Raw genomic sequence first — 22,024 nt, 5'->3', positions numbered from 1 at the left:
GAAGCGGACAAGAGAGGGGGCCGGTCATGCCGTTTCGTCACGCGCATCATTATATTCTCGCGCTGATCGCATTGACGATTTTCGCCTTCTGGCCGACCTATTTCTCGGTTCTGTCCAGTTCGCCTTGGGGCTTCCACTTCCACGGCATCACCGCGACGATGTGGCTGTTCCTGCTCGCGCTGCAAAGCTGGACGATCCACGATCGCCGCGCCGCGTTGCACCGGTCTCTCGGCATCGCGAGCCTCGCGCTATTCCCGTTGTTCCTCGCCGGTGGCGCGGCGGTCGTCTCCAGCATGGCGATGGCCACGGTGGCGGGCAATCCGTTCTACCAGATCTACGGCGCGCGGCTCGGCATCATGGACGGCTCGTCGGTCGTGCTGCTCGGATATCTCTATTATCAGGCGTTGAAGCATCGCCGCAGCGTACAACTGCATGCGCGCTATCTGCTCGCCACGCCGCTTCCGTTGATCATGCCGATCGCCGGGCGCGTCATCAACCATCTGGTGCCGCCGCTGGCGATCCATGGCCCGCAGGATTTCCACCTCTTCGCCTGGGGCGTGCGCTGGGCGAGCCTGATCGGTGTCGCGATCACCGCCTGCCTCTATGCGTCCGCACCGCGCCACGGGCGGCCGTTCCTGATCGCCGGTGGCGTCATCGTCGTCCAACAGATGCTGTTCGACAGCGTTGGTTACACGCCAGCGTGGCAGGGCGTGTTTCTGGCGCTCGGCCGCGTGCCGGTGATCGCCGTGGTGTTCGCAACGCTGGCGGCCGGCGCGGGATTGAGCTGGGCCGGCTGGATCGCCGGTGCCCGCCCGAAGCGCCCCGCTGCCGCACTCAATAGCGGCTGATCTCGACCGGCAGCTTCTTATAGCCATGGACGAAGCATTGCGCGACGCGCTCCGGCTCGCGCAGCACGTTCACGCGCATGCGCCGTTTCGCCATTTCCTCCAGCAGGGTCGCGATCTGCAGCTCCGCCAGCCGCGCGCCGACGCAGCGGTGGATGCCGTGCCCGAACGCCAGATGCCGCCGCGCATTGGGGCGATCGACTATGATCCGGTCGGCATCCTCGAACACGCTCTCGTCGCGATTGGCCGAGAGATACCACATGATCAGCTTGTCGCCCTCGGCGATGTCGTGCTCCATCAGTTCGGCATCGCGCGTCGCGGTACGGCGCATATGCGCCAGCGGCGTCTGCCAGCGGATCAGTTCCTGCACGGCGTTGCCGATCAGCGACGGATCGCCCTCTAGCTGCGCGCGTGCCTCGGGGAATTTGTCGAGTCCGTAGGCCAGCCCGCTCATCGTGTTGCGCGTCGTATCGTTGCCGCCGACGATCAGCAGGATGAGGTTGCCGAGGAATTCCATGTGATCCATCTCGCGCATCGCATCCGAATGGAGCATCATGCTGATCAGGTCCGGCGTCGGCGGCTGGCCGACCTTCTGGTCCCACAGTTTCTGGAAATATCCGCCGCATTCGTACATGTAACCGAGCCGTTCCGCCCGCTTCGTCTCGTCCTTGGCCAGTTCGATATCGCCCGCCCAGTCCGACCAGAAGGTCAGCTTGCGGCGATCCTCCCACGGAAAATCGAACAGGATCGCCAGCATCTGCGTGGTCAGTTCGATCGCCACGGTATCGACCCAGTCGAATTCCTCACCGTAAGGCAGCGAATCGAGAATCTCGGCCGTCCGGCGGCGGATATCGTCGCTCATCCGCACCATCTCGCTCGGCGTGAAGGCGGGGGCGACGGTGCGGCGCTGGCCGGTGTGCTTGGGCCGGTCCATCGCGATGAACATCGGCATTTTCACCGCATCGTCGCGCTCGATGAAGTCGGCGATGGTGATGCCCCCGGCTTGCGAGGAATAGACGTCCGGCAGCGACTCGATCTCTACGATCGGCTTGTAGGACGAGATCGACCAATAGGGGCCGTAATCGCTATGCTCGACACGGTGCACCGGCGCTGTGGCGCGCAAGGTGCGGAACGGCGCATGCCAGGTGTCGTCGCGGTACAATTCCGCCCGGCTGACATCCAGCGGATCGACCGCCGGCCCTTCGGCCACGTCCTTGAGTAAAGTCGCCATCCTGCCTCTCCCGTATTTTCGGGAGAGTGGAGCGCTAACTGACACTAAGGTCAATAGCTTCTTGTAACCGATGGAATTGAGGGGGACTTATCTACTCCCCTCCCTGGAAGGGAGGGGCAGGGGGTGGGTCGGTGTGGGGAGGGGGCGGCGCGCCCTCGAGAGCGACCCACCCCCGACCCCTCCCTTCCAGGGAGGGGAGCAAAAAGAATTTAGCCCCGCCCGAACAACGCCTTCAGGTTCAGCTTGCCCGATCCCGATTGCAACACCCCGCGCCGGAACGCGCGCGCGCCGATCGTGATGACGATGCCGACCCACAGCAATTGCCACGCCAGCGCCAGCATATGCGGCCACACCTCCGGTTCGTTCGCCGCCCGCGCCGCCATCGCGAAGGGGGAGGAGAGCGGGAACCATTCGGCGAACGTCGCCACCGCACTGCCCGGCCGCGATGCCGCGACCGAGGCGAGGCCGAACATCGCCACCTGCACGATGGTGATCGGCAGCGACAGCATCTGGATCTCGCGCATCGTCGAGGCCTGCGCGCCGACGCTCAGGAACACCGCACCGAGCAGCAGATACGCCATCGTGAAATAGGCGAAGAACAGCACGATATAGGTCGGCATCCCCACCGCCGGCCCGATATTGGCGAGGCCCGCCGCCATGCCCGCCGGCATCAACGTGCTGATCTGGCTGACCAACGTCCCCCAGAAGGCGACGAACAGCACCGCCACGCCGAACATGCCGAGCAGCTTGCCGAGGAACACCGATTCGAGCGGCACGGCGGCGGCCAGCACCTCGATCACCTTGTTGCTGCGTTCCTCCGCCATCGTGCCGACCGCCTGTCCGGCGAGCAGCAGGGTCAGGAAGAAGATGCCGAACACGGTGAAGAACGCCGCCTGGTTCTTGCCGCCGATCGAGGCCTTGGCCCGGACGATCGACTGTTTGGTCGCATCGCTCAGCGGCGCGGCGTTGCCCATGCGGCCGACCCGCAACGTCTGTTCCGCCAGTTCGGCGAGATAGTCGGCGGTGCGCGATCCTTGCGCGCCGTACAGGATCGTCGGCTTCTCCAATGGCCCGTACAGGACCGAGGCGACGTCATAATCCTTCGCCTGCAATTCGGCGCGCGCCCTGGCCGCCGGATCGGCATCGGGCGTTTGGGTGGTCAGCGCCGGCGGGCGTTCGTCGCGCCCGCGGAATACGCGGCGCATGCGATCGTCGACCGCTTTCATCACCGTCGCCTGTTCGGGCGACACGATCGCGACGATCCGTTCCTTGCCGTCCGAACCGGACGCGACCGTCGCCGCGCCCAGCCCGCCGATCGCGCCGAACGATCCCATGATCAGCGGCGCGAACAGGAAGATCAGGAAGGTCGGGGTGAATACCGTGGCGATGAAATCGCGCCGCGCGATGGTCAGCGTCTGGCGGATCAGGCGGCGGGTGTTGCTGGTGGTCATGCCGCGCCCTCCAGCGTTCTGGCATCGTCATCGATCGCATCCGCGCCGACGATGCGCACGAACGCATCATGCAGCCCCGGCCGCTCGATCGATAGTCCGGATATGCCGAACCCGGCGTCGATCAGCGTCTTCAATATGCCCTCCGCCCCGTCGTCCGGCACGGTGAAGGTCCAGCCGTCGCTGCCGCGCGCCGCATCGGCGGGTAGCAGGGCGGCGATACCTTCTCCATCGAGCCGCGGCACATAATGTGCGCGCATCGGCAGCGTGCCGCGCGCGTCCGCCACGGTGCCCTCGAAGCGGCGCTTGCCCCCGGCGATGATCGCCAGCCGGTCGCACAGGCGTTCCGCATGCGCCATCACGTGCGTCGAAAACAGGATCGTCGCGCCCCGATCGCGCTCGGCGAGGATCAATGCCTCCAGCCGTTCCTGATTGACCGGGTCCAGCCCCGAAAACGGCTCGTCCAGCACCAGCAGGTCGGGCCGGTGCACCACCGATCCCAGCAACTGCACCAGTTGCGCCATGCCTTTCGAAAGCTTGCGGATCTTCGTATCTACCGCATGACCCAGCCCGGCGGCCTCCAGCAATTCCACCGCGCGCTTGCGCCCGGTCTTCAGGTCCAGCCCGCGCAGCGCGCCGAGAAACGCGATCGCATCCTTCGCCTTCATCGCCGGATACAGGCCGCGCTCCTCGGGCAGATAGCCGACCCGGTCGCTCGCCTCGCGCGGGCGATCATGGCCGAGCAGCGTGCGGCTGCCGCCGTCCGGCTCGATGATGCCGAGCAGCATGCGCAACGTCGTCGTCTTGCCCGCGCCGTTCGGCCCGAGCACGCCGTAGATCGCCCCCTTCGGCACCGCGATATCGACCCCGTCGACCACGCGCCGCCCGCCGAAATTCTTGATCAGCCCGCTCGCGCTGATCGCCAGTTCGCTCGTCAACGAAAATTCCCCTGAAATCACGGTCCGTGGTAGCGGGGCGATGTGCCGCAAGACAAGCCACTCACTGAACGCCTGAAGGCGAAAGCCGCGGAATTCGGCTTCGTCGCCTGCGGCGTGGCGCGCGCCGACGCCGCGCCACAGACCGCCCAGCGTTTGCGCCAATGGCTGTCCGAGGGCCGGCACGGCGACATGATCTGGATGGAGGAGCGCGCCCATCACCGCGAATCCCCCGCCGCTTTGTGGCCCGAGGTACGCTCGGTCATCGCTTTGGGCATGAGTTATGCCCCCGCCACCGATCCGCTCGCGCTGGCGGGCGAGGGGGAGATCGGGCGCATCTCGGTCTATGCCCAGGGCGGCGATTATCACGACGTGGTGAAGCGCAATTTGAAGGCACTCGCCCGCTGGCTGGTCTCAGAGTCTCCGTCCGACCTAAAAGTGTTCGTCGATACCGCGCCGGTGATGGAAAAGCCGCTATCCGAGGCGGCGGGTTTGGGCTGGCAGGGCAAGCACACCAATCTCGTCAGTCGGGATCATGGCAGCTGGCTGTTCCTCGGCGCGATCTACACCACACTCGATCTCGCGCCGGATGTGCCGGGCAGCGACACGTGCGGCAGTTGCGACGCCTGCCAGCGCGCCTGCCCGACCGATGCGTTCCCCGCGCCATACCGCCTCGATGCTCGACGCTGCATCTCGTACCTGACGATCGAGCATACGGGGGCCATCCCGCACGAATTCCGCGAGCAAATCGGCAACCGCATCTACGGCTGCGACGATTGCCTGGCAGTATGCCCGTGGAACAAGTTCGCCGCCTCGGCCAGCGCCAACCTCGCCTTCGCGCCCCGCGCCGAACTCGCGGCACCGGAACTCGCCGATCTGTTGGCGCTGGACGATGCCAGCTTCCGCCAAGTCTTTGCCGGCTCCCCGATCAAACGCATCGGCCGCGACCGGATGGTGCGCAACTGCCTGATCGCGGCGGGTAATAGCGACTCGGCTGTGTTGGTGGTGCCGGTGAGGAGCTTGCTGGACGATCCCTCGCCGGTGATCCGCGAGGCGGCGGAATGGGCACTCGCGCGGTTGATTTAGACCAACCGAACCTCAAACCCCGTCCGTGCTGAGCCTGTCGAAGCACTGCCCTTCTTTTCCACCGTCGAGAAGAAAGGCAGTGCTTCGACAGGCTCAGCACGGACGGTGAATGTTCAAGCAATCACTTCCCGTTGCGCGCCCGCATCGCCAGCGCCGAGACGCAACTCGCCCGGTCCACCGGGCTGCCATCCCCCTGTCGCGTGTCGAGATAGGTGACCACCGGCTCGGCCGATCCCTTGGGGTAGAGATACGCATCCAGCACGCAGGTCGCGCTACTGAACTGCAGTTTGCGCGCATTGCCCTCCATCATGTCCGCGGTCGGCGTGCCGAAGCGGGCGACCAGCCCGCGCGCATTCTGCCCGATCACGCCTTCCAGCCCGAACGTGCCGGTCGGGATCGGCACCGGTGCCGCGCGCGCTGGGCGCGGGGCGGAACCGCCGGACGCGCAACCGGCGAGCACCAGCCCGGGCAGCAATACGATCATCGCGCGCTTCACGTCCGTTTTCCCCGAAATCCAAGATGGAACCAATGCGTGGCCATCGCTGCCACTATAACCGGTGCCGCCAGATTGACGACGGGCAGGACGAACAGTCCGGTGCCGATCAGCCCGAGCACGAAACGGCTGATCGTGGTCGATCCGCGCCACGCCTTCAGGTCCGCTGCCGCGACATGCCGCACCGCGACCATATCACCCAGATCGCGCCCGAGCAGCCAGCCGTTGACGACGAAGAACAGGATCGCCGGCCCCACCCCGGTGAACAGCAGCAACAGATAGATCGGCGACAAGGCGACGTTGACGATCAGGAAGCGCACCGCCGATCCCAGCCCCATCGCGATCGATCGCCCGACGCCCACGGGCCGGGCGGCGGCGAGCATGTCGGGATAATGCCTCGCCTCCACCGCCAGCACGATCTCGTCGGCGAACAGCCCGATCACCAGCATCGCCACCGCGCGGAACAGCACTCCGGCTGCGATCAGCGCGAGGATCGCCGCGACCACGCCGGCGAACTGATACACCACCTCTCCCGCGCCAGACCATGCGATCAGCCACAACATCCCGAACCAGCCCGCCACCCCCAGCACCGCGAGCAGCACTACGGTCAGCATCAGAGACTTAAGGAACACCGCGATGAAGCGCCGGTCGCCGAGCTGCGCGATGGAGAGATAGAGCGCCTGGATCATGGAGGGGGTTTAGAGCGTTTGGATACAGGAAGCGACCACCTCCCAACCTTCGTTCGCCCTGAGCCTGTCGAAGGGCAAGGGCGCAGCGCTTGGCCGAAGTCCGAACGGAGGGGGCAGTTGCGTCCGCGCCCCCCGCCCCCTAGTGCGCAAACATCCAATTCCCGCTCAGGAGCGCCCATTTTGACCACCCCAACTTACGACGTCGTCGCCATCGGCAACGCCATCGTCGATGTCTTGTCGCAGTGCGACGACGCCTTCATCACCTCCGAAGGCATGGCCAAGGGTTCGATGCAGCTGATGTTCTCGCCCGAGGATGCCGATGCGCTCTATGCCAAGATGGGTCCGGGGATCGAGGCGTCGGGCGGTTCGGCGGCGAACACCGTTGCCGGCATCGCGGCTCTGGGCGGCAAATGCGGCTTCATCGGCCAGGTCGCCAAGGACCAGCTCGGCGATGTCTTCGCGCATGACATCCGCGCGATGGGCGTCACCTTCGGCACCACCGCTCGCGACGGCGAGCCGACCACCGCCCGCTGCCTGATCTTCGTCACGCCCGATGGGCAGCGCACGATGAACACCTTTCTCGGCGCGTCGCAATTCCTGCCCCAGGCGGCACTCGATCACGCGCTGATCGCCGATGCCGCGATCCTGTATCTCGAAGGCTATCTCTGGGATCCCGAGGAACCGCGCGCCGCGATGCGCGCCGCTATCGAGGTGTCGCGCAAGGCCGGCCGCAAGGTCGCCTTCACGCTCAGCGACGTATTCTGCATCTCGCGCCACGGCGGCGATTTCCGCAAGCTGATGGCCGACGGCCTGATCGACATCATGTTCGCCAACGAGGCCGAGATCCTCGCGCTGATGGAGGTCGAGGATTTCGACTCCGCGGTTGCAGCAGCGGCGGCGGAAGTGCCGATGCTGGTCGTAACCCGCAGCGAAAAGGGCGCGATCGCGGTCTCCGGCGGCAAGACGACTACCGTGCCCGCCGCGCCGGTCGAGCGCGTCGTCGATACGACTGGTGCCGGCGACTTGTTCGCCGCCGGTTTCCTGTCGGGCCAGGCGAGTGGCAAGAGCATCGAACAGTCGCTGAAACTGGGCGCTCTGTGCGCGGCGGAGATCATCAGCCATGTCGGTGCCCGCCCACAGGTGGATTTGAAGGCGCTGGCTGCAAAGATCGACTGAACCCTCGTCGCCCCGGCGAAGGCCGGGGCCGCCGGATGTGGGGCAGGCGATTGCCGATTGCGCAGCGGCCCCGCCCTCCGCCGGGGTGACGACATAAAGAAAGGGGCCGGGAATTGCTTCCCGGCCCCTTATTCATTCGAAACGCGCGCCCGGAACTACGGCTTCACCGGCGCGACATATTCGCCCATCTCCGGCCCATCTTCCTCGTCCAGCCCCTTGGCAAGCCGGCTGTTGCGCATGCCATAGACGAAATACAGGATGATCGCGCCCAAAGTGTACCAGCCGAAGAATACCAGCACGCGGTATTCGACGGTGAAGATCAGCGCGATGCAGGCGACGATGCCCAGCGCCGGCAGGATCGGGAACAGCGGAACGCGGAACCCGCGCGGGATTTCCGGGTGCGTCTTGCGCAGCCAGATTACCGACAAGCAGACGATCGCGAACGCCGCCAGCGTGCCGACCGAGGTCATGTCGCCCAGCGTGTTGATGTCGAAGAATGCCGCCGCGCTCGCCGTGATCAGGCCGACCAGGATCGTGTTGACCCACGGCGTCTTGAACTTCTGGTGCACCGTCGCGAACACGCGCGGCAACAAGCCGTCGCGCGCCATCGTGTAGAAGATGCGTGTCTGGCCGTACATCAGCACCAATACGACGGAGGTCAGGCCGACGATCGCGCCAGCCTTCACCAGCTTGGCGAACCATGCCCATTGCGGCCCCAGCGCATCGACCGCGACGGCGACGGGATCGGGCACGTTCAACGTCTTGTAGTTGACGATCAACGTCATCACGATCGACACGAGGATGTAAATCACAGTGCAGGCCGCGAGGCTGCCGAGCAGGCCGATCGGCATGTCCTTCTTCGGATCCTTGGCTTCCTGCCCGGCGGTCGAAACCGCCTCGAACCCGATATAGGCGAAGAACACGATCGACGCGGCGCGCAGGATGCCGCCCCAGCCGAACTTGCCGTCCTCACCGGTCGCCGCCGGGATGAACGGATCCCAGTTGGACTTCAGCGTATCGAAATGCGCGATCACGAAACCGCCGCAGATCAGGATGAAGGCGATGATCACGGTCAGCTTCACCGCGACGATGAAGTTGTTGACCTTCGCGCTCTCCGACACGCCGACCACCAGCAAAGCGGTCATCGCCATGCAGATCAGGAAGGCGGGCAGGTTGAACAGATACGTCACCGGTGCGCCATTGACGATCACCGGCACCAGGTCGTTGCCCGCTGCCTGCATAACGGTATGGCCGCTCGGCCCGGTCAATTCGACCGGAATGACGAGGCCGAAATCCCTAAGCAGGCTGACGACGTACCCCGCCCAACCGACCGCCACGACGGACGCCGCCAGGCCGTATTCGAGCAGCAGCAGCGCGCCCATGATCCACGCGGCGAACTCGCCGATCGTGGTGTAGCTATAGGTATAGGCCGAACCGGAAACCGGCAGGGTCGAGGACAATTCGGCGTAGCACAGGCCGGCCAGCCCGCAGACGATGCCGGCAATGACGAACGAGATCAGCACGGCCGGGCCGGCGTGCAAGGACGCCGCGCTGCCGGTCCGGACGAAGATGCCCGCGCCGATGATGCAGCCGATCCCCAGGAAAACCAGGTTCCACGCACCCAAAGTACGTTTGAGTTCGCTCTTCTCCGTCTCGCGCTGCACCTGCTCCACCGTCTTGCGGAGCAACATGCGCGAGAGGATACCCGTCGTGGGCTGTGTCGCCATTCGTTCTTCCCCTTTGCCGCCCCGACCCCGAGACGACGATCCTGATTATGTCGCGGAGCCTAATGGCAAATCGAGGACGTGCAATCCCTTATCGGTGGGCCGAGCGCGTGGCCGCTAGCGCTTGACCAACATCGGCCCCAATGGCTGCCCGGCCAGGATATGGACGTGGAGGTGCGGCACTTCCTGCCCCGATTGCCGCCCGGTATTGGCGAGCAGGCGGTATCCCGGCACGACCAGCCCGGCGTCGCGCGCGACCTTGCCCACCGCGCGGATGAAGCCGGCGATCTCCGCGTCGGACGCCTTGCCGCTGAAATCGTCCCACGAAACATAGGGGCCGCGCGGGATCACCAGAATGTGGATCGGCGCCTGCGCGTTGATATCGTGGAACGCGACCGCCCACTCGTCTTCGTACACGCGCTGCGACGGAATCTCGCCGCGCAGGATCTTCGCGAAGATGTTCTGGTCGTCATACGGCTTGGTGGCGTCGATCGGCATAAACTCCCCTCCCACTTGTGGGAGGGGCAGGGGGAGGGCCTGTCCACAATCCCGGCGGTACGATCAATTCCATGCCCTCCCCCGACCCCTCCCGCAAGCGGGAGGGGAGAGATCATGTGGCCCGCCCCGCCTTTTCGTCGATTCCCGAAACACCCTCGCGGCGCGCGATCTCGGCGCGCACGTCGTCTAGGCTCAGGTCGGCATCGGCCAGCAAGACGAGCAGGTGGAACACGAGGTCCGCCGCCTCCTTGGTCAATTCCGCGTGATCGTCGCTGACGGCGGCGATCACGGTTTCCACCGCCTCCTCGCCCAGTTTCTGCGCGATCTTGGCGCGCCCGCGCGAGAACAATTTAGCGGTGTAGGAGGTCGCCGGATCGGCCCCGCGCCGGGCGCGGATCGTCGCTTCGAGCGTGGTCAGGATATCGTCGGCCATGCGCTTTCGCTGGCGCAACAGGTCGGGAAGGTCAATCCTTCCGCGCTTTCTCGAACCGCCGGCGCATCGCCCGCCGCACGATCCACACCCCCGCTGCCGCCATCACGAACAAAGCGATATCCGACAATTCCGGCATGCTGCGCGTGTGGATCACGCCGCTATGTGGGGTGGCCGCGAGCGCGGTGGGGAGGATGAGCAGGGGAAGTAGCAGCGCGCGCATGTCGTGCGATTAGCGCACTGCCCTTAACATCCCGTCATCCCGGACTTGATCCGGGATCCCGCTACCTCGCCCCGCACCGAGTGGTAGAAGCGGCCCCCGCCCACGCAGCAGTACCCTAAACCGAAACCGGCCGCCGCACCGGAACCCCCGCCGCCGCCAGCGCGGCATGCGCATCGGCGATGCTCGCCTCGCCGAAATGGAAGATGCTCGCCGCCAGCACTGCGCTCGCATGGCCCTCGATCACCCCGGCGACCAGATCGTCCAGCCTTCCGACCCCGCCCGACGCCACCACCGGCACCGCGACCTGATCGGCGATCGTCCGGATCAGGTCCAGATCGTAGCCACCGCGCGTCCCGTCCCGGTCCATCGACGTTACCAGCAATTCGCCCGCGCCCAGCCGCACCAGATTCAGCGCATGCTCGATTGCATCGATCCCGGTCGCGCGCCGTCCGCCATGCGTGAACACCTCCCAGCGCTCGCCCGAGTGCCGCGCATCGACCGAGGCGACGCAGCACTGGCTGCCGAAGCGATCGGCGATCTCCGCCACCAGTTCCGGCCGCGCGACGGCAGCGGAATTCACCGCCACCTTGTCCGCGCCCGCCAGCAGCAAAGCGCGCGCATCGGCCGCGCTGCGCACCCCGCCGCCGACCGTCACCGGCATGAAGCACACCTCCGCCGTCCGCCGCACCACGTCCAGAATCGTGCCCCGCGCCTCATGGCTGGCGGTGATATCGAGGAAGCACAATTCATCCGCCCCTGCCGCGTCATAGGCCCGCGCCTGCTCCACCGGATCGCCGGCATCCTTCAGATCGACGAAGTTCACGCCTTTGACGACGCGGCCATTCGCAACGTCGAGACAGGGAATAACGCGCGCACGAACGGTCATGAAGAGAGCCCCTCCTCTTCAGGGGAGGGGTTGGGGTGGGGCCGTGCCGCAGAAACTAATGCTGGTCTTTTTGAGATGGGACCTCCCCACCCCAACCCCTCCCCTGAAGGGGAGGGGCTTGAGAAAGAAGCACCCCTCACGCCGCCGCCGCCACGCTCAACGCCGCCGCCAGATCCAGCCGCCCGTCATACAGCGCGCGCCCGGTGATCACCCCCTCGACGCCGTCCTTCGCATGCAGCGCCAGCACATGAATTTCGCCGATCCCCTTCACGCCGCCGCTCGCGATCACCGGAATCCGCACCGATCGCGCCAGATCCACCGTCGCCTCGACGTTGCACCCCTTCAGCATCCCGTCGCGGCCCACGTCGGTGAACAGCAAAGACGCCACGCCGGCATCCTCGAAGCGCCGCGCCATGTCGATCACCTCTACCGTCGAGACATCCGCCCAGCCGCGCGTCGCGACCATGCCATCCTTGGCGTCCACCGCCACGACGATGCCGCCGGGAAAATCCTTCGCCGCCTCGCGCACCAGCTCAGGATTCTCCAGCGCCGCGGTGCCGATCACTACGCGCGACACGCCCAGATCGAACCACCGCTCGATCCCCGCCCGGTCGCGGATGCCGCCGCCCAATTGCACATGTCCCGGAAACTGTGCGACGATCGCCGCGACCGCCTCGCCATTCACCGATTTGCCCGCGAACGCGCCGTCCAGATCGACGACATGCAGATATTCCGCGCCTTGCCCGGCGAAGATCATCGCCTGCGCCGCCGGATCGTCGCCATAGACCGTCGCCCGGTCCATATCGCCCTCGGCCAGCCGCACGACCTGCCCGCCTTTCAGGTCGATGGCGGGAAACACGATCAGGGACGCCATGCGAGAAACCTTTCCAGCAGCGCGAGGCCGTAGCGCTGGCTCTTTTCGGGGTGGAACTGCACGCCGAGCATCGTGTCGCGCCCGATCGCGGCGGTGATTTCGCCGTCATGATCGGTCGTCGCGATCACGTCCGCGCCGCGATAAGCGTAGGAATGCAGGAAATACGCTTCGCCCGGTGCGATCAGCGCATGGGGGCGGGCAGGGATCACGTCGTTCCAGCCCATGTGCGGCACCTTAGCCGCCGGGTCGCGCGGCTCGATCAGCGCCACGGTGCCGGCCATCCAGCCGAGCCCGGCATGAACGCCATGTTCCTCGCCCGTCTCGGCCATCAATTGCATGCCCACGCAGATGCCGAGAAACGGCGCACCGTCCCCCCGTACCCGCGTTTCCAGCGCCTCGATCATCCCCGGTACCGCGCGCAGCGCCGATGCGCAGGCACCGAACGCGCCCACGCCCGGCAGCACTATCCGGTCGGCCTTCGCCACCAGATCGGCATCGGCGGTTACGGAAACGTCGCTCGCCCCCGCCGCGCGCAGGGCGTTGTGGACCGAATGGAGATTGCCCGCGCCGTAATCGATCAGCGCGATGTTCATGCCAGAAGTGCGGAGAATCCGTCCGCCGCCATGCTTGCGGTGAAGGCGATCACCTCCGCCGTCGCGGCCCCGCTCGCCACGAACGGATCGCTCGCGACCAGCGCCTCGACTTCGGCCTTGCCCCCACGACACAGGATCACGCCGCCGGTGCGCGGCGTCCGCCGGCCGGAGGCGAGGAACAGCCCGGCATCATAGCCCTGCTCCAGCCACGCGACATGCTCGCGCATTCGCGCATCGATCTGGTCGAGTGGCACGACATAGGTCAGCACGATCGCGCACAAAGGGGCGTCGGGCCGTTCCATCCTACAGCACACCCTTGGTGCTCGGCACCGCATCGGCCTTGCGCGGATCGATCTCCGCCGCCTCGCGCAGCGCCCGCGCCAGCCCCTTGAACGCAGCCTCGGCGATATGGTGGTTGTTCTGCCCGTACAGCGTCTCGATGTGCAGCGTCACCCCGGCGGTCTGCGCGAACGAATGGAAGAAATGCTCGAACATCTCGGTGTCCATTTCCCCCAGTTTCTTCTGCGAGAATTCGGTCTTCCACACCAGATACGGCCGCCCGGAAATGTCGATCGCGACGCGCGTCAGCGTCTCGTCCATCGGCGACAGCGCGTCGGCATAGCGCCGAATCCCGCGCTTCTCGCCCAGTGCCTTGGCGATGCACTCGCCGATCGCCAGGCCGGTATCCTCGACCGTGTGGTGCTGGTCGATATGCAGATCGCCCACCGTTTTGACGTTCAGGTCGATCAGGCCGTGGCGGGAGAGTTGCTCCAGCATATGATCGAAGAAGCCGATTCCGGTCGAAACCTCGTAAATCCCGGTCCCGTCCAGATTGACGGTCACGTCGATGCTGGTCTCGCTGGTGCGGCGGCTGATGGAGGCGATGCGCATGTCCGCGCCTCCATAGCGCGTCTGGAAGTTCGCGCAATCTTGACCCTCTCGCCAATCCCGCTACCCAAGGGGCCATGAGCGATGGAATGCCCGACAGCCTGATTCCCTATGACGAGATCGTCCAGGAGGCGTTGCGCGCCGTGGTCGGCCGCGTGCTTGGTTCTGTCGCGGAGAATGGCGGCTTGCCCGGCGACCACCATTTCTACATCACCTTCAAGACGCAGGCCCCCGGCGTGGACATCCCGCAGCGCCTGATCGAGCGTTTCCCGGACGAGATGACGATCGTCATGCAGAATCGCTACTGGGATCTGGTCGTCGATAACGAGCGCTTCTCGATCGGCCTCAGCTTCAACCAAGTGCCCTCGAAGCTGGTGATTCCCTATTCGTCGGTCACCGGCTTCCACGATCCGAGCGTGAATTTCGAACTCCGCTTCCAGGCGCAGGAAGGCCCCGACGGTCCCGATCCGCACGATGAAGCCGAGAATGACGGCCCGACTGCGGTGCCGGTCGAGGACGGATCGAACGTCGTGGCGGTGGATTTTAAGCGCAAAAAATAGCATTCGTCACCTCAGCGCAGGCTGGGGTCTCGTGCCGCATGGTCGCGCTGTCGTCCTGAGATCCCAGCCTGCGCTGGGATGACGAGGGAGTGCATATGACCGAAACCCGCACCGAAACCGATTCGTTCGGCCCGATAGAGGTCCCCGCCCAAGCCTATTGGGCCGCACAAACCCAACGCTCGATTGAGAACTTCCCGTTCGGCGCGCACGAGCGCATGCCGATCGCGATCGTCCACGCCTTGGCGCTCGTCAAACAGGCCGCCGCCCGCGTGAACCGTACCCACGGCCTCGCCGCTGATCCCGCCGACGCGATCGAAACCGCCGCCGCCGAAGTCGCGTCGGGCAAGCTCGACGATCATTTCCCGCTGGTCATCTGGCAGACCGGCAGCGGCACGCAGAGCAACATGAACGTCAACGAGGTGATCGCCGGCCGCGCCAACGAAATTCTCACCGGCAAACGCGGCGGAAAATCTCCCGTCCATCCCAACGATCACGTCAATATGAGCCAGTCGTCCAACGACAGCTTCCCGACCGCACTCCACATCGCCGCCGCGCTCGCCGCCACGCACCGTCTCGTGCCTGCGCTGCAAAAGCTGGAGGCCAGCCTGCTTGCCAAGGTCGAGGCATGGGGCGATATCGTGAAGATCGGCCGCACCCACCTTCAGGACGCGACGCCGCTGACGCTCGGCCAGGAATTCTCCGGCTATTACGCGCAGATCCGTCTCGCCCGCACGCGCCTCGTGCCGCTGATCGAACACGGTCTCAGCAAACTCGCACAGGGCGGCACCGCCGTCGGCACCGGCCTAAACGCGCCGGACGGGTTCGCCGAGGATTTCGCCGCCGCTGTCTCAGGCCTCACCGGCTTCCCGTTCGAAACCGCGCCGAACAAGTTCGAGGCGCTGGCCAGCCATGACACTCTGGTCGATTTTTCCGGCCGCCTGAACGGCCTCGCCGTCTCGCTCACCAAGATCGCCAACGACATCCGCCTGCTCGGCAGCGGCCCGCGCTCCGGCATCGGCGAACTTCATCTGCCCGAAAACGAACCCGGCAGCTCGATCATGCCCGGCAAGGTCAACCCCACGCAGTGCGAGATGCTGACGATGGTCGCCGCGCAGGTGATCGGCAACCATACCGCCGTCACCGTCGGCGGGATGCAGGGGCATCTCGAACTCAACGTGTTCAAGCCGTTGATCGGGGCGGCGGTGCTGCGCTCGATCGATCTGCTGACCGTCGGCATGGAGAGTTTCGCGGAACGCTGCATCGATGGTCTCGAACCCGATCGCGCGCGCATAGCCGATCTGGTCGCGCGCTCGCTGATGCTGGTGACTGCACTCGCCCCCGAAATCGGCTACGACAATGCCGCCAAGATCGCCAAGCACGCCCATTCCGAAGGACTGACGCTGAAGAAATCCGGCCTCGCTCTCGGACTGGTCGACGAGGCGACATTCGATCGCCTGGTCCGCCCGGAAGACATGACCTGATCCCCCCGGCGGTGGGATTGGAACTCCAAACCGCCTCGCGCGCTTTCACACCGCAAGCGGAGGGATTCATATCATGAGTGCAACGACCATAGGCGCGCTGATCGGCGGCGCGATCGATTCGATGAGCGGCGACGATGGCGCGGTGGACGGCGCGATCAAGGGCGCGATCGTGGCCAACGTGCTGAAGGTCACGCTGCCTTTGGTCGTTACATATGCGGTCGGCTGGGCCGTGCTGCGCGGCGCGACGGAACTCAAGGCCAAGGTGTTTGGCGGACTGCAGGGAGAGAAAGCATGATTCGCGGTATTCTAGGTGCATTGATCGGCGGCGAGATCGATCGTCGCGACGGCAAGGGCGGGTTGAAGGGTGCGGCGATCGGCATCATCGCCAGCCGGCTGATCCCGCGGCTCGGGCCGTTCGGTCTGGCGATCGGCGGTGCCTATGTCGCGAAAAAGGCCTATGATCGCCACCGCGCCGCCAAGACGACGCTCTGATTCGACGCGCCCGCCAACGCGGTTTTGTTGGCGGGCGAGGGCGGGTATGGGTTGACGTGCGCCCCATCCCGCCGCCACTAGCGCCCATGCCGGATTCCGCAAAGCCGATCGACCCCGAAGATCCCCATGGTTTCAAACGCCGTGGCGTGCTCTTCGTCCTGTCCTCGCCCTCCGGCGCGGGCAAATCGACCATAGCGCGCAAGCTGCTCGCGGCCGAGCCCGAACTCAGCATGTCGGTGTCCTACACCACGCGCCCGCCGCGTCCGGGCGAGGTCGAGGGCAAGGATTACCACTTCGTCGATCTCGAAACCTTCCGCGAGATGGTGGCGAACCACGAATTCCTCGAATGGGCGCACGTCTTCAATCATCGTTACGGCACGCCCAAGGCGCAGGTGTGGAACGTGCTGGAACAGGGCAAGGACATCCTGTTCGACATCGATTGGCAGGGCGCGCAGCAATTGCACCAGCTCGCCGGTGGCGACGTGGTCCGCGTGTTCATCCTGCCGCCGTCGATGCCGATCCTGCGCGACCGCCTGGAAAAGCGCGCGACCGATTCGATGGACGTGATCAACGCCCGCATGGATCGCGCCGCAAACGAGGTCAGCCATTGGGACGGCTACGATTACGTGATGGTCAACGACGATGTGGAAGAATGCTTCGACAGCGTGAAGACGATCCTCGCGGCGGAACGCATCAAGCGCTCGCGCCAGACCGGGATCATCGGGTTCATCCGCAAACTGCTGCGCTGAACCGTCACCAGTTCACATTCTAAAATCCGTTCGAGCTGAGCCTGTCGAAGCTCAAGCGCCGCGCCTGCCCTTCGACAAGCTCAGGGCGAATGGAAGGGGCATTATCCAGCGCCCTTGCGCCACTCCATGATCAGGAACCACGGCACCCGCTTATACCGCGCGATGACCTTCTCGTCGCCGCCCACCGGCACCGGCTCCGCGAAATGCGTCAGCACCAGGCCCTGCTCCAGCAGCAACGACATGTAGGTCGATAAGGGCCGGTGCCAGTTCTGGATGCGGATGCCGCGCCAGCTCGCCCAATCGACCCGCTCGTCGAGATAATGGTCGATCGAATAGCGCACCCGCCCGCTAAAGTCGGTTTCCCACCCGCCCGGCATCCCGGCGGTGTTGAAGCTGTTGAGGTTGGCGATCAGCAGGGTGCCGCCCGGTCGCAGCACGCGCGTCATTTCCGCAATCGCCACGGCCACATCGGGAATGTCGATCAGCGAAAGATAACTGACGACCAGATCGAACGATGCATCGGGAAAATCCAACGCCTCTGCCCGCCCGACACGATAGTCGCCGGCACCATGGCGTCCACGCGCATGCTCGATCAGTGCTGGAACCGGATCGATCCCCGTCGTCGCGATGCCCGCCGCCGCCAGCATGCGGCAGAATCGCCCCTCGCCGCACCCGACGTCCAGCGCGTTTCCGAACCCCCCCCCGCGCACCCGCGCCAGCATCGGCGGATCGAGCACGAAGCGCCGCCCGAAATCCCCCGCATCGCCCATGTCGGCGATCCACGCCTGTGCCGATTCGGCCCAGCCGTTCGATCTGTGCGGGCTGCCCCGCTTCGGACCGGCCATGATCAGCCCAGCAGGTCGAGAAAACGCGCACCGGCGAAGAAATCGCGCCGCCGCGATTCGAGCGCGGCGATCGACACTTCGTCGCGGCCCCATTGCTCGGTCTGCCAATCCTCATCAGCCTCGACCGCGCGCCACACCGTTTCCGCCGTCGCCGCATCCTCGATCAGCGCCAGCGCGGCGATCAGCGATCCGCCGATCGTCACGATCGGGGACAGTCCGGCCAGCTCCCACGCCGATCGTGCCGCCATCGCCTCGCCCAGTCGCGCGACGGTCGCCGCCGGTTGCGAGCGATGCATGATGCCATGGACTATCTCGAACGTGACATCGTAGCGCGTGGTGGCCCAGGCGATCAGCGGATCCCACAATTGCGCCTGTCGCGCGACCAGGGCCGGCGGTTCGGGCGCGCGGTAGCAGAGCAGGTCGCTCTCCCCGAACGTCGCCAGGCTGGCGGCGAAGGCGGGCACGTCCGGCGCGATGCGATCGATCGCGGCGTTGGACAGGCCGGTCATCGGCATCGCGCGCGGATCGATCTCGCCCTCAACCGCGCGCCATTCGCCCGCCACAGCCTCGGCCAAGGCCGGGAAGAGCAGGGCCAGCGGCACGCGGCCGGGCGTGCGCACCGGCTTGCCGTCCAGCGCCACGACACCACCGGCATCGACCGTCACGTCCGTCCAGAATCGCTTCATCGCGCTCAGCCCTGTGGCGGCGTGCGCCAGCGCCGCGCCAGCGCCGCCGGCACCACCGCCATCACCACCATTGCCGAAATCACGATCGCCGTGCCCAGGATCTTCTGCTCCAGCGCCACCCCGCGCGACAGCATCACCAGACCGAACACCGCCCCGGCCGCGGCGACGATCCGGCTGGCGACGATCGCGAAATAACGGTTGCGGGCGGTGGTGTCGGGGTCGGTCATGGCTCGCCCTTACTATGCCGTCGCGCGGGGCGCCATCAGCCCCGGCAGATCGGCGACGCTTTCCGCCACCGCATGCGCGCCGGACGCCAGCAATTCCGCTGGCGGATGATACCCCCACGCCACGCCCAGCGCGCGCGTGCCAGCATTGCGGCCCATCATCATGTCGTAACTGGTGTCGCCGATCATCACCGTGGTCTCCGGCGCGGCACCCGCTTCGGCCATGGCCAGTTCGATCATCGACGGATGCGGCTTGGACGGGTGGCGATCGGCGGTCTGCAACGTGACGAAGCGCTGCCGGATGCCGTGCAGGTCCAGCACATGCGCCAGCCCGCGATCCGACTTGCCCGTCGCCACGCCCAGCACCCAGCCATCGGCCTCGAGCGCGTCCAGCGTGGGGAGCATATCTTCGAACAAAGGTTCGTCCGCCAGTGCCCCGGTCGCCCGCATCCGCTGGAACGCCAGCTTATAATCCTCGGCCATCGCGCGGTGTTGCGCCTCGCCGGCGTCCGGCAACAGCCCGCGCATCGCCTCGACCAGGCTGAGCCCGACGATGCGCCGGATCGCCGCGCGCTCCGGGATCGCCATGCCGTGCAGCGCGAATGCTTCCTCGACCGCAGCACAGATGTTCGCTTGGCTATCGACGAGCGTGCCGTCGCAATCGAATAGTGCGAGCTTGTTCATGTGAATGTCCGCATCAGATGCGCGATCGCGCGCCGCCCGGCCGCCTCCGCGCCGTCCGCCGCCGCCAGCCGCGCCGCCTCGGGCTTGGTCTGCCCCAGCTTGCGCGTGCCACGCCAGCCCTGGATCTCCAGCCGATAACCGACGATCGCGCGGGTCATCTGCCCGAACACCTTCGCGTTCATCTTGTCGCGCGTCCACGGTGCTTTCGGGGTAAGCTTGGCCTCATGTTCGGCGGAAAGGCGGTCGAGCTGATCGATCAATCCCGCGTCGTCCATCCGCCGCATCGTGCCTTCCAGTTCTACCGCGACGTAATTCCAGGTCGGCACTTGATCCGGCCCCAGACCGTACCAGTCCGGGCTGATATAGCCGTCCGGCCCCTGCGCCACGAACAGGGCGGTCGCGCCGTCCAGATGCCGCGCGATCCCGTTGCCGCGCGCGATGTGACAGCCGAGCGTGTCGTCATCGAGCCACACCACCGGCACATGCGCGACCCGTGGCCCGTCCGGCGTGGCGGCGAACACGGCCCCGAAGCCGAGCGCGGAGACGAGCTCGCGCATCGCCGCCCGGTCTTCCCAGCGAAAGGCGGCGTTCGGATGCATCAGGCCTTGGGCTTCGGCCCCGGCTTGGGCGCGTGCTTCTTGGGCCCGGGCTTCTTGGCCCCGAGCGTCTTCGCCCCCGGCTTCCTGGCACCAGCCCCCGGACGCGTGGTCGCCGCTTCGCTGCCGCGGTTGCGCCGTTCGCCCTTGCGCTCCTTGCGCACGGTCTTCGCGTGCTGCTTCGCCTGCTGCTTCTTCACCGCCTTGCTCGGCGGAGGAGGCGTTTCGAGCGGCATCGTGTTGCCAAGCATCTCGTCGAAACCAAGCTGCTTCAAACTCTCGGCGAAATGCGGCGGCAGTTCGGCCTGAACGTCGATCTCGCCCCCATCGGGATGATCGACCCGGATGCGGCGCGAATGCAGATGCATCTTGCGGCTGATATTGCCGGTGAGGAACGCGGCCTGCCCGCCATATTTGCCATCGCCGACGATCGGGTGGCCGATCGCGGCCAGATGCACGCGCAACTGATGCGTGCGCCCGGTATAGGGGATCAGTTCCAGCCAAGCAGTGGTCGTGCCCGCCATCTCGATCACGCGGTATCGCGTGCGGGCGGGCGAACCTTCCTTCTCGTCGACATGCATCTTCTCGCCGCCGCTGCCCGGCTGCTTGGCGATCGGCAGTTCGATCGTGCCGTCCTCGATCGAGGGCACGCCGACGACCAGAGCCCAATAGGTCTTGCGCGCGGTGCGCGAGGAAAAGGTCTTGGCGAAATACGCCGCCGCGCGCGTCGTGCGCGCGATCAGCAGCGCGCCGCTCGTATCCTTGTCGAGCCGGTGCACCAGCTTCGGCCTGCTCTCGCCATCGAATTCCAGCCCGTCGAGCAGACCGTCGACATGCTCGGTCGTCTTGGTCCCGCCCTGCGTGGCGAGGCCCGGCGGCTTGTTGATGACGATCGCCTGCGCATCGCGGTGGATCACCATCTCGCGGATGTAGGTGTTCTGCTCGTCGGAAAGCTCGACGCGCTCCTTCTTCTTCGGCGCATCCTCGCGCACCGCCTCGGCCGGCGGCACGCGGATCAGCTGGCCGACGGTCACGCGGTCGCCCGGCGTCGCGCGCGCGCCATCGACGCGCAATTGCCCGGTGCGCGCCCACATCGCCACATTGGTGAAGCTGGTGTCGGGCAAATTGCGCTTGAACCAGCGATCGAGCCGGATGCCGTCGTCATCGGCTCCGACCTTGAAGGTGCGGACGTCCTGGTCGCTCATGCTGCAATTCTCGTAAGGGTAAGGCCGGCGAACACAGCGGCACACGATCCGATGACCGAGGCCAGCACATAGGCCCCGGCGGTGCCGATCTCGCCACGCTGAAGCATCGACACGGTATCGAGCGAAAAGGCCGAAAAGGTGGTGAAGCCGCCGAGCACGCCGACGCCGATCAGCAGCCGCCATTGCTCGCCCGATCCTGCAGTGCGGGCCAGCGTGCCGACGAGCGCACCCATCAGGAGCCCGCCAATCAGATTCACGGTCAGCGTGCCCCAGGGGAAATCGGGACCGAACAGCGAAACCATCGCGCGCCCGGTCAAATACCGCGCACCCGAACCGACCGCGCCGCCGGCCATGACAAGGAAGAGGGAATACATGCCGCCCGCGTTAGCGCGGATAGGGCGGAAAGAGAACCTCGCGTGAATTGGGAACAGGAGCTTACCCTATTTCACTGCCTCCCCGGCGAAGGCCGGGGCCCAGTCGGGA

The 22,024-nt window shown here is 66.0% G+C and carries 29 protein-coding genes; 8 read left to right on the top strand and 21 right to left on the bottom strand.

Annotated features, from left to right (window positions below; translation table 11 throughout):
• The first annotated feature begins 26 nt into the window (after positions 1–26).
• The gene (locus U1738_RS15245) at positions 27–848 is read left to right on the top strand and encodes a hypothetical protein (protein ID WP_332789906.1); all 822 of its coding nucleotides are present in this window, start codon (positions 27–29) and stop codon (positions 846–848) included.
• On the opposite strand, the gene U1738_RS15240 is transcribed toward U1738_RS15245, so the two are convergent.
• The 3 genes from U1738_RS15240 to U1738_RS15230 all read right to left on the bottom strand — a co-directional run bounded on the left by U1738_RS15240 (position 835) and on the right by U1738_RS15230 (position 4,462).
• Entirely contained in the window at positions 835–2,076 is a 1,242-nt protein-coding gene (locus U1738_RS15240) for a cytochrome P450 (RefSeq protein WP_332789905.1), read from the bottom strand. The two genes, U1738_RS15245 and U1738_RS15240, sit on opposite strands and share 14 nt — an antisense overlap.
• A 209-nt stretch (positions 2,077–2,285) precedes the next feature.
• The gene (locus tag U1738_RS15235) at positions 2,286–3,527 is read right to left on the bottom strand and encodes an ABC transporter permease (RefSeq protein ID WP_332789904.1); all 1,242 of its coding nucleotides are present in this window, start codon (positions 3,525–3,527) and stop codon (positions 2,286–2,288) included.
• The gene (locus U1738_RS15230) at positions 3,524–4,462 is read right to left on the bottom strand and encodes an ABC transporter ATP-binding protein (RefSeq protein ID WP_332789903.1); all 939 of its coding nucleotides are present in this window, start codon (positions 4,460–4,462) and stop codon (positions 3,524–3,526) included. Before U1738_RS15230 ends, U1738_RS15235 begins: the two co-directional genes overlap by 4 nt.
• A 42-nt stretch (positions 4,463–4,504) precedes the next feature.
• On the opposite strand from U1738_RS15230, the gene queG reads away from it, so the two are divergent.
• A complete protein-coding gene (queG, locus tag U1738_RS15225) occupies positions 4,505–5,545 on the top strand; it encodes a tRNA epoxyqueuosine(34) reductase QueG (RefSeq protein WP_332789902.1) in 1,041 nt (346 codons plus the stop codon).
• A 121-nt stretch (positions 5,546–5,666) separates the two neighbouring features.
• On the opposite strand, the gene U1738_RS15220 is transcribed toward queG, so the two are convergent.
• Positions 5,667–6,041, bottom strand: a complete 375-nt coding sequence (locus tag U1738_RS15220) for a hypothetical protein (protein WP_332789901.1) — start codon at positions 6,039–6,041, stop codon at positions 5,667–5,669.
• Complete coding sequence (locus U1738_RS15215) at positions 6,038–6,727, bottom strand: EI24 domain-containing protein (RefSeq protein ID WP_332789900.1); 690 nt, start codon at positions 6,725–6,727, stop codon at positions 6,038–6,040. The genes U1738_RS15220 and U1738_RS15215 overlap by 4 nt, the downstream gene beginning before the upstream one ends.
• 180 nt (positions 6,728–6,907) lie before the next feature.
• On the opposite strand from U1738_RS15215, the gene U1738_RS15210 reads away from it, so the two are divergent.
• A complete protein-coding gene (locus U1738_RS15210; RefSeq protein WP_332789899.1) occupies positions 6,908–7,903 on the top strand; it encodes an adenosine kinase in 996 nt (331 codons plus the stop codon).
• Between the two features lie 155 nt (positions 7,904–8,058).
• On the opposite strand, the gene U1738_RS15205 is transcribed toward U1738_RS15210, so the two are convergent.
• From U1738_RS15205 to hisB, 9 genes are all read right to left on the bottom strand, one after another.
• Positions 8,059–9,630: an amino acid permease gene (locus U1738_RS15205; RefSeq protein WP_332789898.1), complete on the bottom strand. Its 1,572-nt coding sequence runs from the start codon at positions 9,628–9,630 to the stop codon at positions 8,059–8,061.
• Between the two features lie 114 nt (positions 9,631–9,744).
• Complete coding sequence (locus U1738_RS15200) at positions 9,745–10,125, bottom strand: histidine triad nucleotide-binding protein (protein ID WP_332789897.1); 381 nt, start codon at positions 10,123–10,125, stop codon at positions 9,745–9,747.
• Positions 10,126–10,237: 112 nt separating this feature from the next.
• A complete protein-coding gene (locus U1738_RS15195; RefSeq protein ID WP_332789896.1) occupies positions 10,238–10,558 on the bottom strand; it encodes a phosphoribosyl-ATP diphosphatase in 321 nt (106 codons plus the stop codon).
• A gap of 31 nt (positions 10,559–10,589) precedes the next feature.
• Entirely contained in the window at positions 10,590–10,778 is a 189-nt protein-coding gene (locus U1738_RS15190; RefSeq protein ID WP_332789895.1) for a hypothetical protein, read from the bottom strand.
• A gap of 115 nt (positions 10,779–10,893) precedes the next feature.
• Positions 10,894–11,664 (bottom strand): imidazole glycerol phosphate synthase subunit HisF, encoded by a 771-nt coding sequence (hisF, locus tag U1738_RS15185; RefSeq protein WP_332789894.1) that lies wholly within the window; start codon positions 11,662–11,664, stop codon positions 10,894–10,896.
• 136 nt (positions 11,665–11,800) lie between these two features.
• A complete protein-coding gene (gene hisA, locus U1738_RS15180) occupies positions 11,801–12,538 on the bottom strand; it encodes a 1-(5-phosphoribosyl)-5-[(5-phosphoribosylamino)methylideneamino]imidazole-4-carboxamide isomerase (protein ID WP_332789893.1) in 738 nt (245 codons plus the stop codon).
• Positions 12,526–13,131: an imidazole glycerol phosphate synthase subunit HisH gene (gene hisH, locus U1738_RS15175; protein WP_332789892.1), complete on the bottom strand. Its 606-nt coding sequence runs from the start codon at positions 13,129–13,131 to the stop codon at positions 12,526–12,528. Before hisH ends, hisA begins: the two co-directional genes overlap by 13 nt.
• On the bottom strand, positions 13,128–13,433 hold the full coding sequence (locus U1738_RS15170) for a YciI family protein (protein ID WP_332789891.1): 306 nt from the start codon (positions 13,431–13,433) through the stop codon (positions 13,128–13,130). The genes hisH and U1738_RS15170 overlap by 4 nt, the downstream gene beginning before the upstream one ends.
• A gap of 1 nt (position 13,434) precedes the next feature.
• On the bottom strand, positions 13,435–14,022 hold the full coding sequence (gene hisB, locus U1738_RS15165; RefSeq protein ID WP_332789890.1) for an imidazoleglycerol-phosphate dehydratase HisB: 588 nt from the start codon (positions 14,020–14,022) through the stop codon (positions 13,435–13,437).
• Between the two features lie 74 nt (positions 14,023–14,096).
• Between hisB and U1738_RS15160 the strand changes: the two genes are divergently transcribed.
• The 5 genes from U1738_RS15160 to gmk all read left to right on the top strand — a co-directional run bounded on the left by U1738_RS15160 (position 14,097) and on the right by gmk (position 17,301).
• A complete protein-coding gene (locus U1738_RS15160; RefSeq protein ID WP_055773918.1) occupies positions 14,097–14,579 on the top strand; it encodes an SspB family protein in 483 nt (160 codons plus the stop codon).
• A 95-nt stretch (positions 14,580–14,674) separates the two neighbouring features.
• On the top strand, positions 14,675–16,060 hold the full coding sequence (fumC, locus tag U1738_RS15155; RefSeq protein WP_332789889.1) for a class II fumarate hydratase: 1,386 nt from the start codon (positions 14,675–14,677) through the stop codon (positions 16,058–16,060).
• A gap of 73 nt (positions 16,061–16,133) precedes the next feature.
• Positions 16,134–16,355 carry a hypothetical protein gene (locus U1738_RS15150; protein WP_332789888.1) on the top strand — a complete coding sequence of 74 codons (222 nt, stop codon included), beginning with the start codon at positions 16,134–16,136 and terminating at the stop codon, positions 16,353–16,355.
• Positions 16,352–16,552: a hypothetical protein gene (locus tag U1738_RS15145; protein WP_332789887.1), complete on the top strand. Its 201-nt coding sequence runs from the start codon at positions 16,352–16,354 to the stop codon at positions 16,550–16,552. Before U1738_RS15150 ends, U1738_RS15145 begins: the two co-directional genes overlap by 4 nt.
• Positions 16,553–16,638: 86 nt before the next feature.
• Positions 16,639–17,301, top strand: coding sequence for a guanylate kinase (gmk, locus tag U1738_RS15140; protein WP_332789886.1), 663 nt, complete (start codon positions 16,639–16,641; stop codon positions 17,299–17,301).
• Positions 17,302–17,402: 101 nt separating this feature from the next.
• Here gmk and U1738_RS15135 read toward each other — a convergent pair whose 3' ends face one another.
• The 7 genes from U1738_RS15135 to crcB are packed head-to-tail and all read right to left on the bottom strand — an operon-like array spanning position 17,403 to position 21,915.
• Positions 17,403–18,146 carry a class I SAM-dependent methyltransferase gene (locus U1738_RS15135; protein ID WP_332789885.1) on the bottom strand — a complete coding sequence of 248 codons (744 nt, stop codon included), beginning with the start codon at positions 18,144–18,146 and terminating at the stop codon, positions 17,403–17,405.
• Between the two features lie 2 nt (positions 18,147–18,148).
• Positions 18,149–18,832 (bottom strand): ATP12 family chaperone protein, encoded by a 684-nt coding sequence (locus U1738_RS15130; RefSeq protein WP_332789884.1) that lies wholly within the window; start codon positions 18,830–18,832, stop codon positions 18,149–18,151.
• A 5-nt stretch (positions 18,833–18,837) separates the two neighbouring features.
• Entirely contained in the window at positions 18,838–19,059 is a 222-nt protein-coding gene (locus tag U1738_RS15125) for a hypothetical protein (RefSeq protein ID WP_332789883.1), read from the bottom strand.
• A 12-nt stretch (positions 19,060–19,071) separates the two neighbouring features.
• On the bottom strand, positions 19,072–19,740 hold the full coding sequence (locus tag U1738_RS15120) for an HAD-IA family hydrolase (RefSeq protein ID WP_332789882.1): 669 nt from the start codon (positions 19,738–19,740) through the stop codon (positions 19,072–19,074).
• A complete protein-coding gene (locus tag U1738_RS15115) occupies positions 19,737–20,339 on the bottom strand; it encodes an FMN-binding negative transcriptional regulator (protein ID WP_332789881.1) in 603 nt (200 codons plus the stop codon). The genes U1738_RS15120 and U1738_RS15115 overlap by 4 nt, the downstream gene beginning before the upstream one ends.
• Entirely contained in the window at positions 20,339–21,541 is a 1,203-nt protein-coding gene (locus U1738_RS15110; RefSeq protein WP_332789880.1) for an RluA family pseudouridine synthase, read from the bottom strand. Before U1738_RS15110 ends, U1738_RS15115 begins: the two co-directional genes overlap by 1 nt.
• Positions 21,538–21,915 (bottom strand): fluoride efflux transporter CrcB, encoded by a 378-nt coding sequence (gene crcB, locus U1738_RS15105; protein WP_332789879.1) that lies wholly within the window; start codon positions 21,913–21,915, stop codon positions 21,538–21,540. The genes U1738_RS15110 and crcB overlap by 4 nt, the downstream gene beginning before the upstream one ends.
• Positions 21,916–22,024 lie beyond the last annotated feature (109 nt).

Source organism: Parasphingomonas caseinilytica (assembly GCF_036663755.1).
Lineage (GTDB): Bacteria > Pseudomonadota > Alphaproteobacteria > Sphingomonadales > Sphingomonadaceae > Sphingomonas.
The sequence above is the reverse complement of the archived record's forward strand: the minus strand, read 5'-3'. Positions and strand labels throughout refer to the sequence as shown.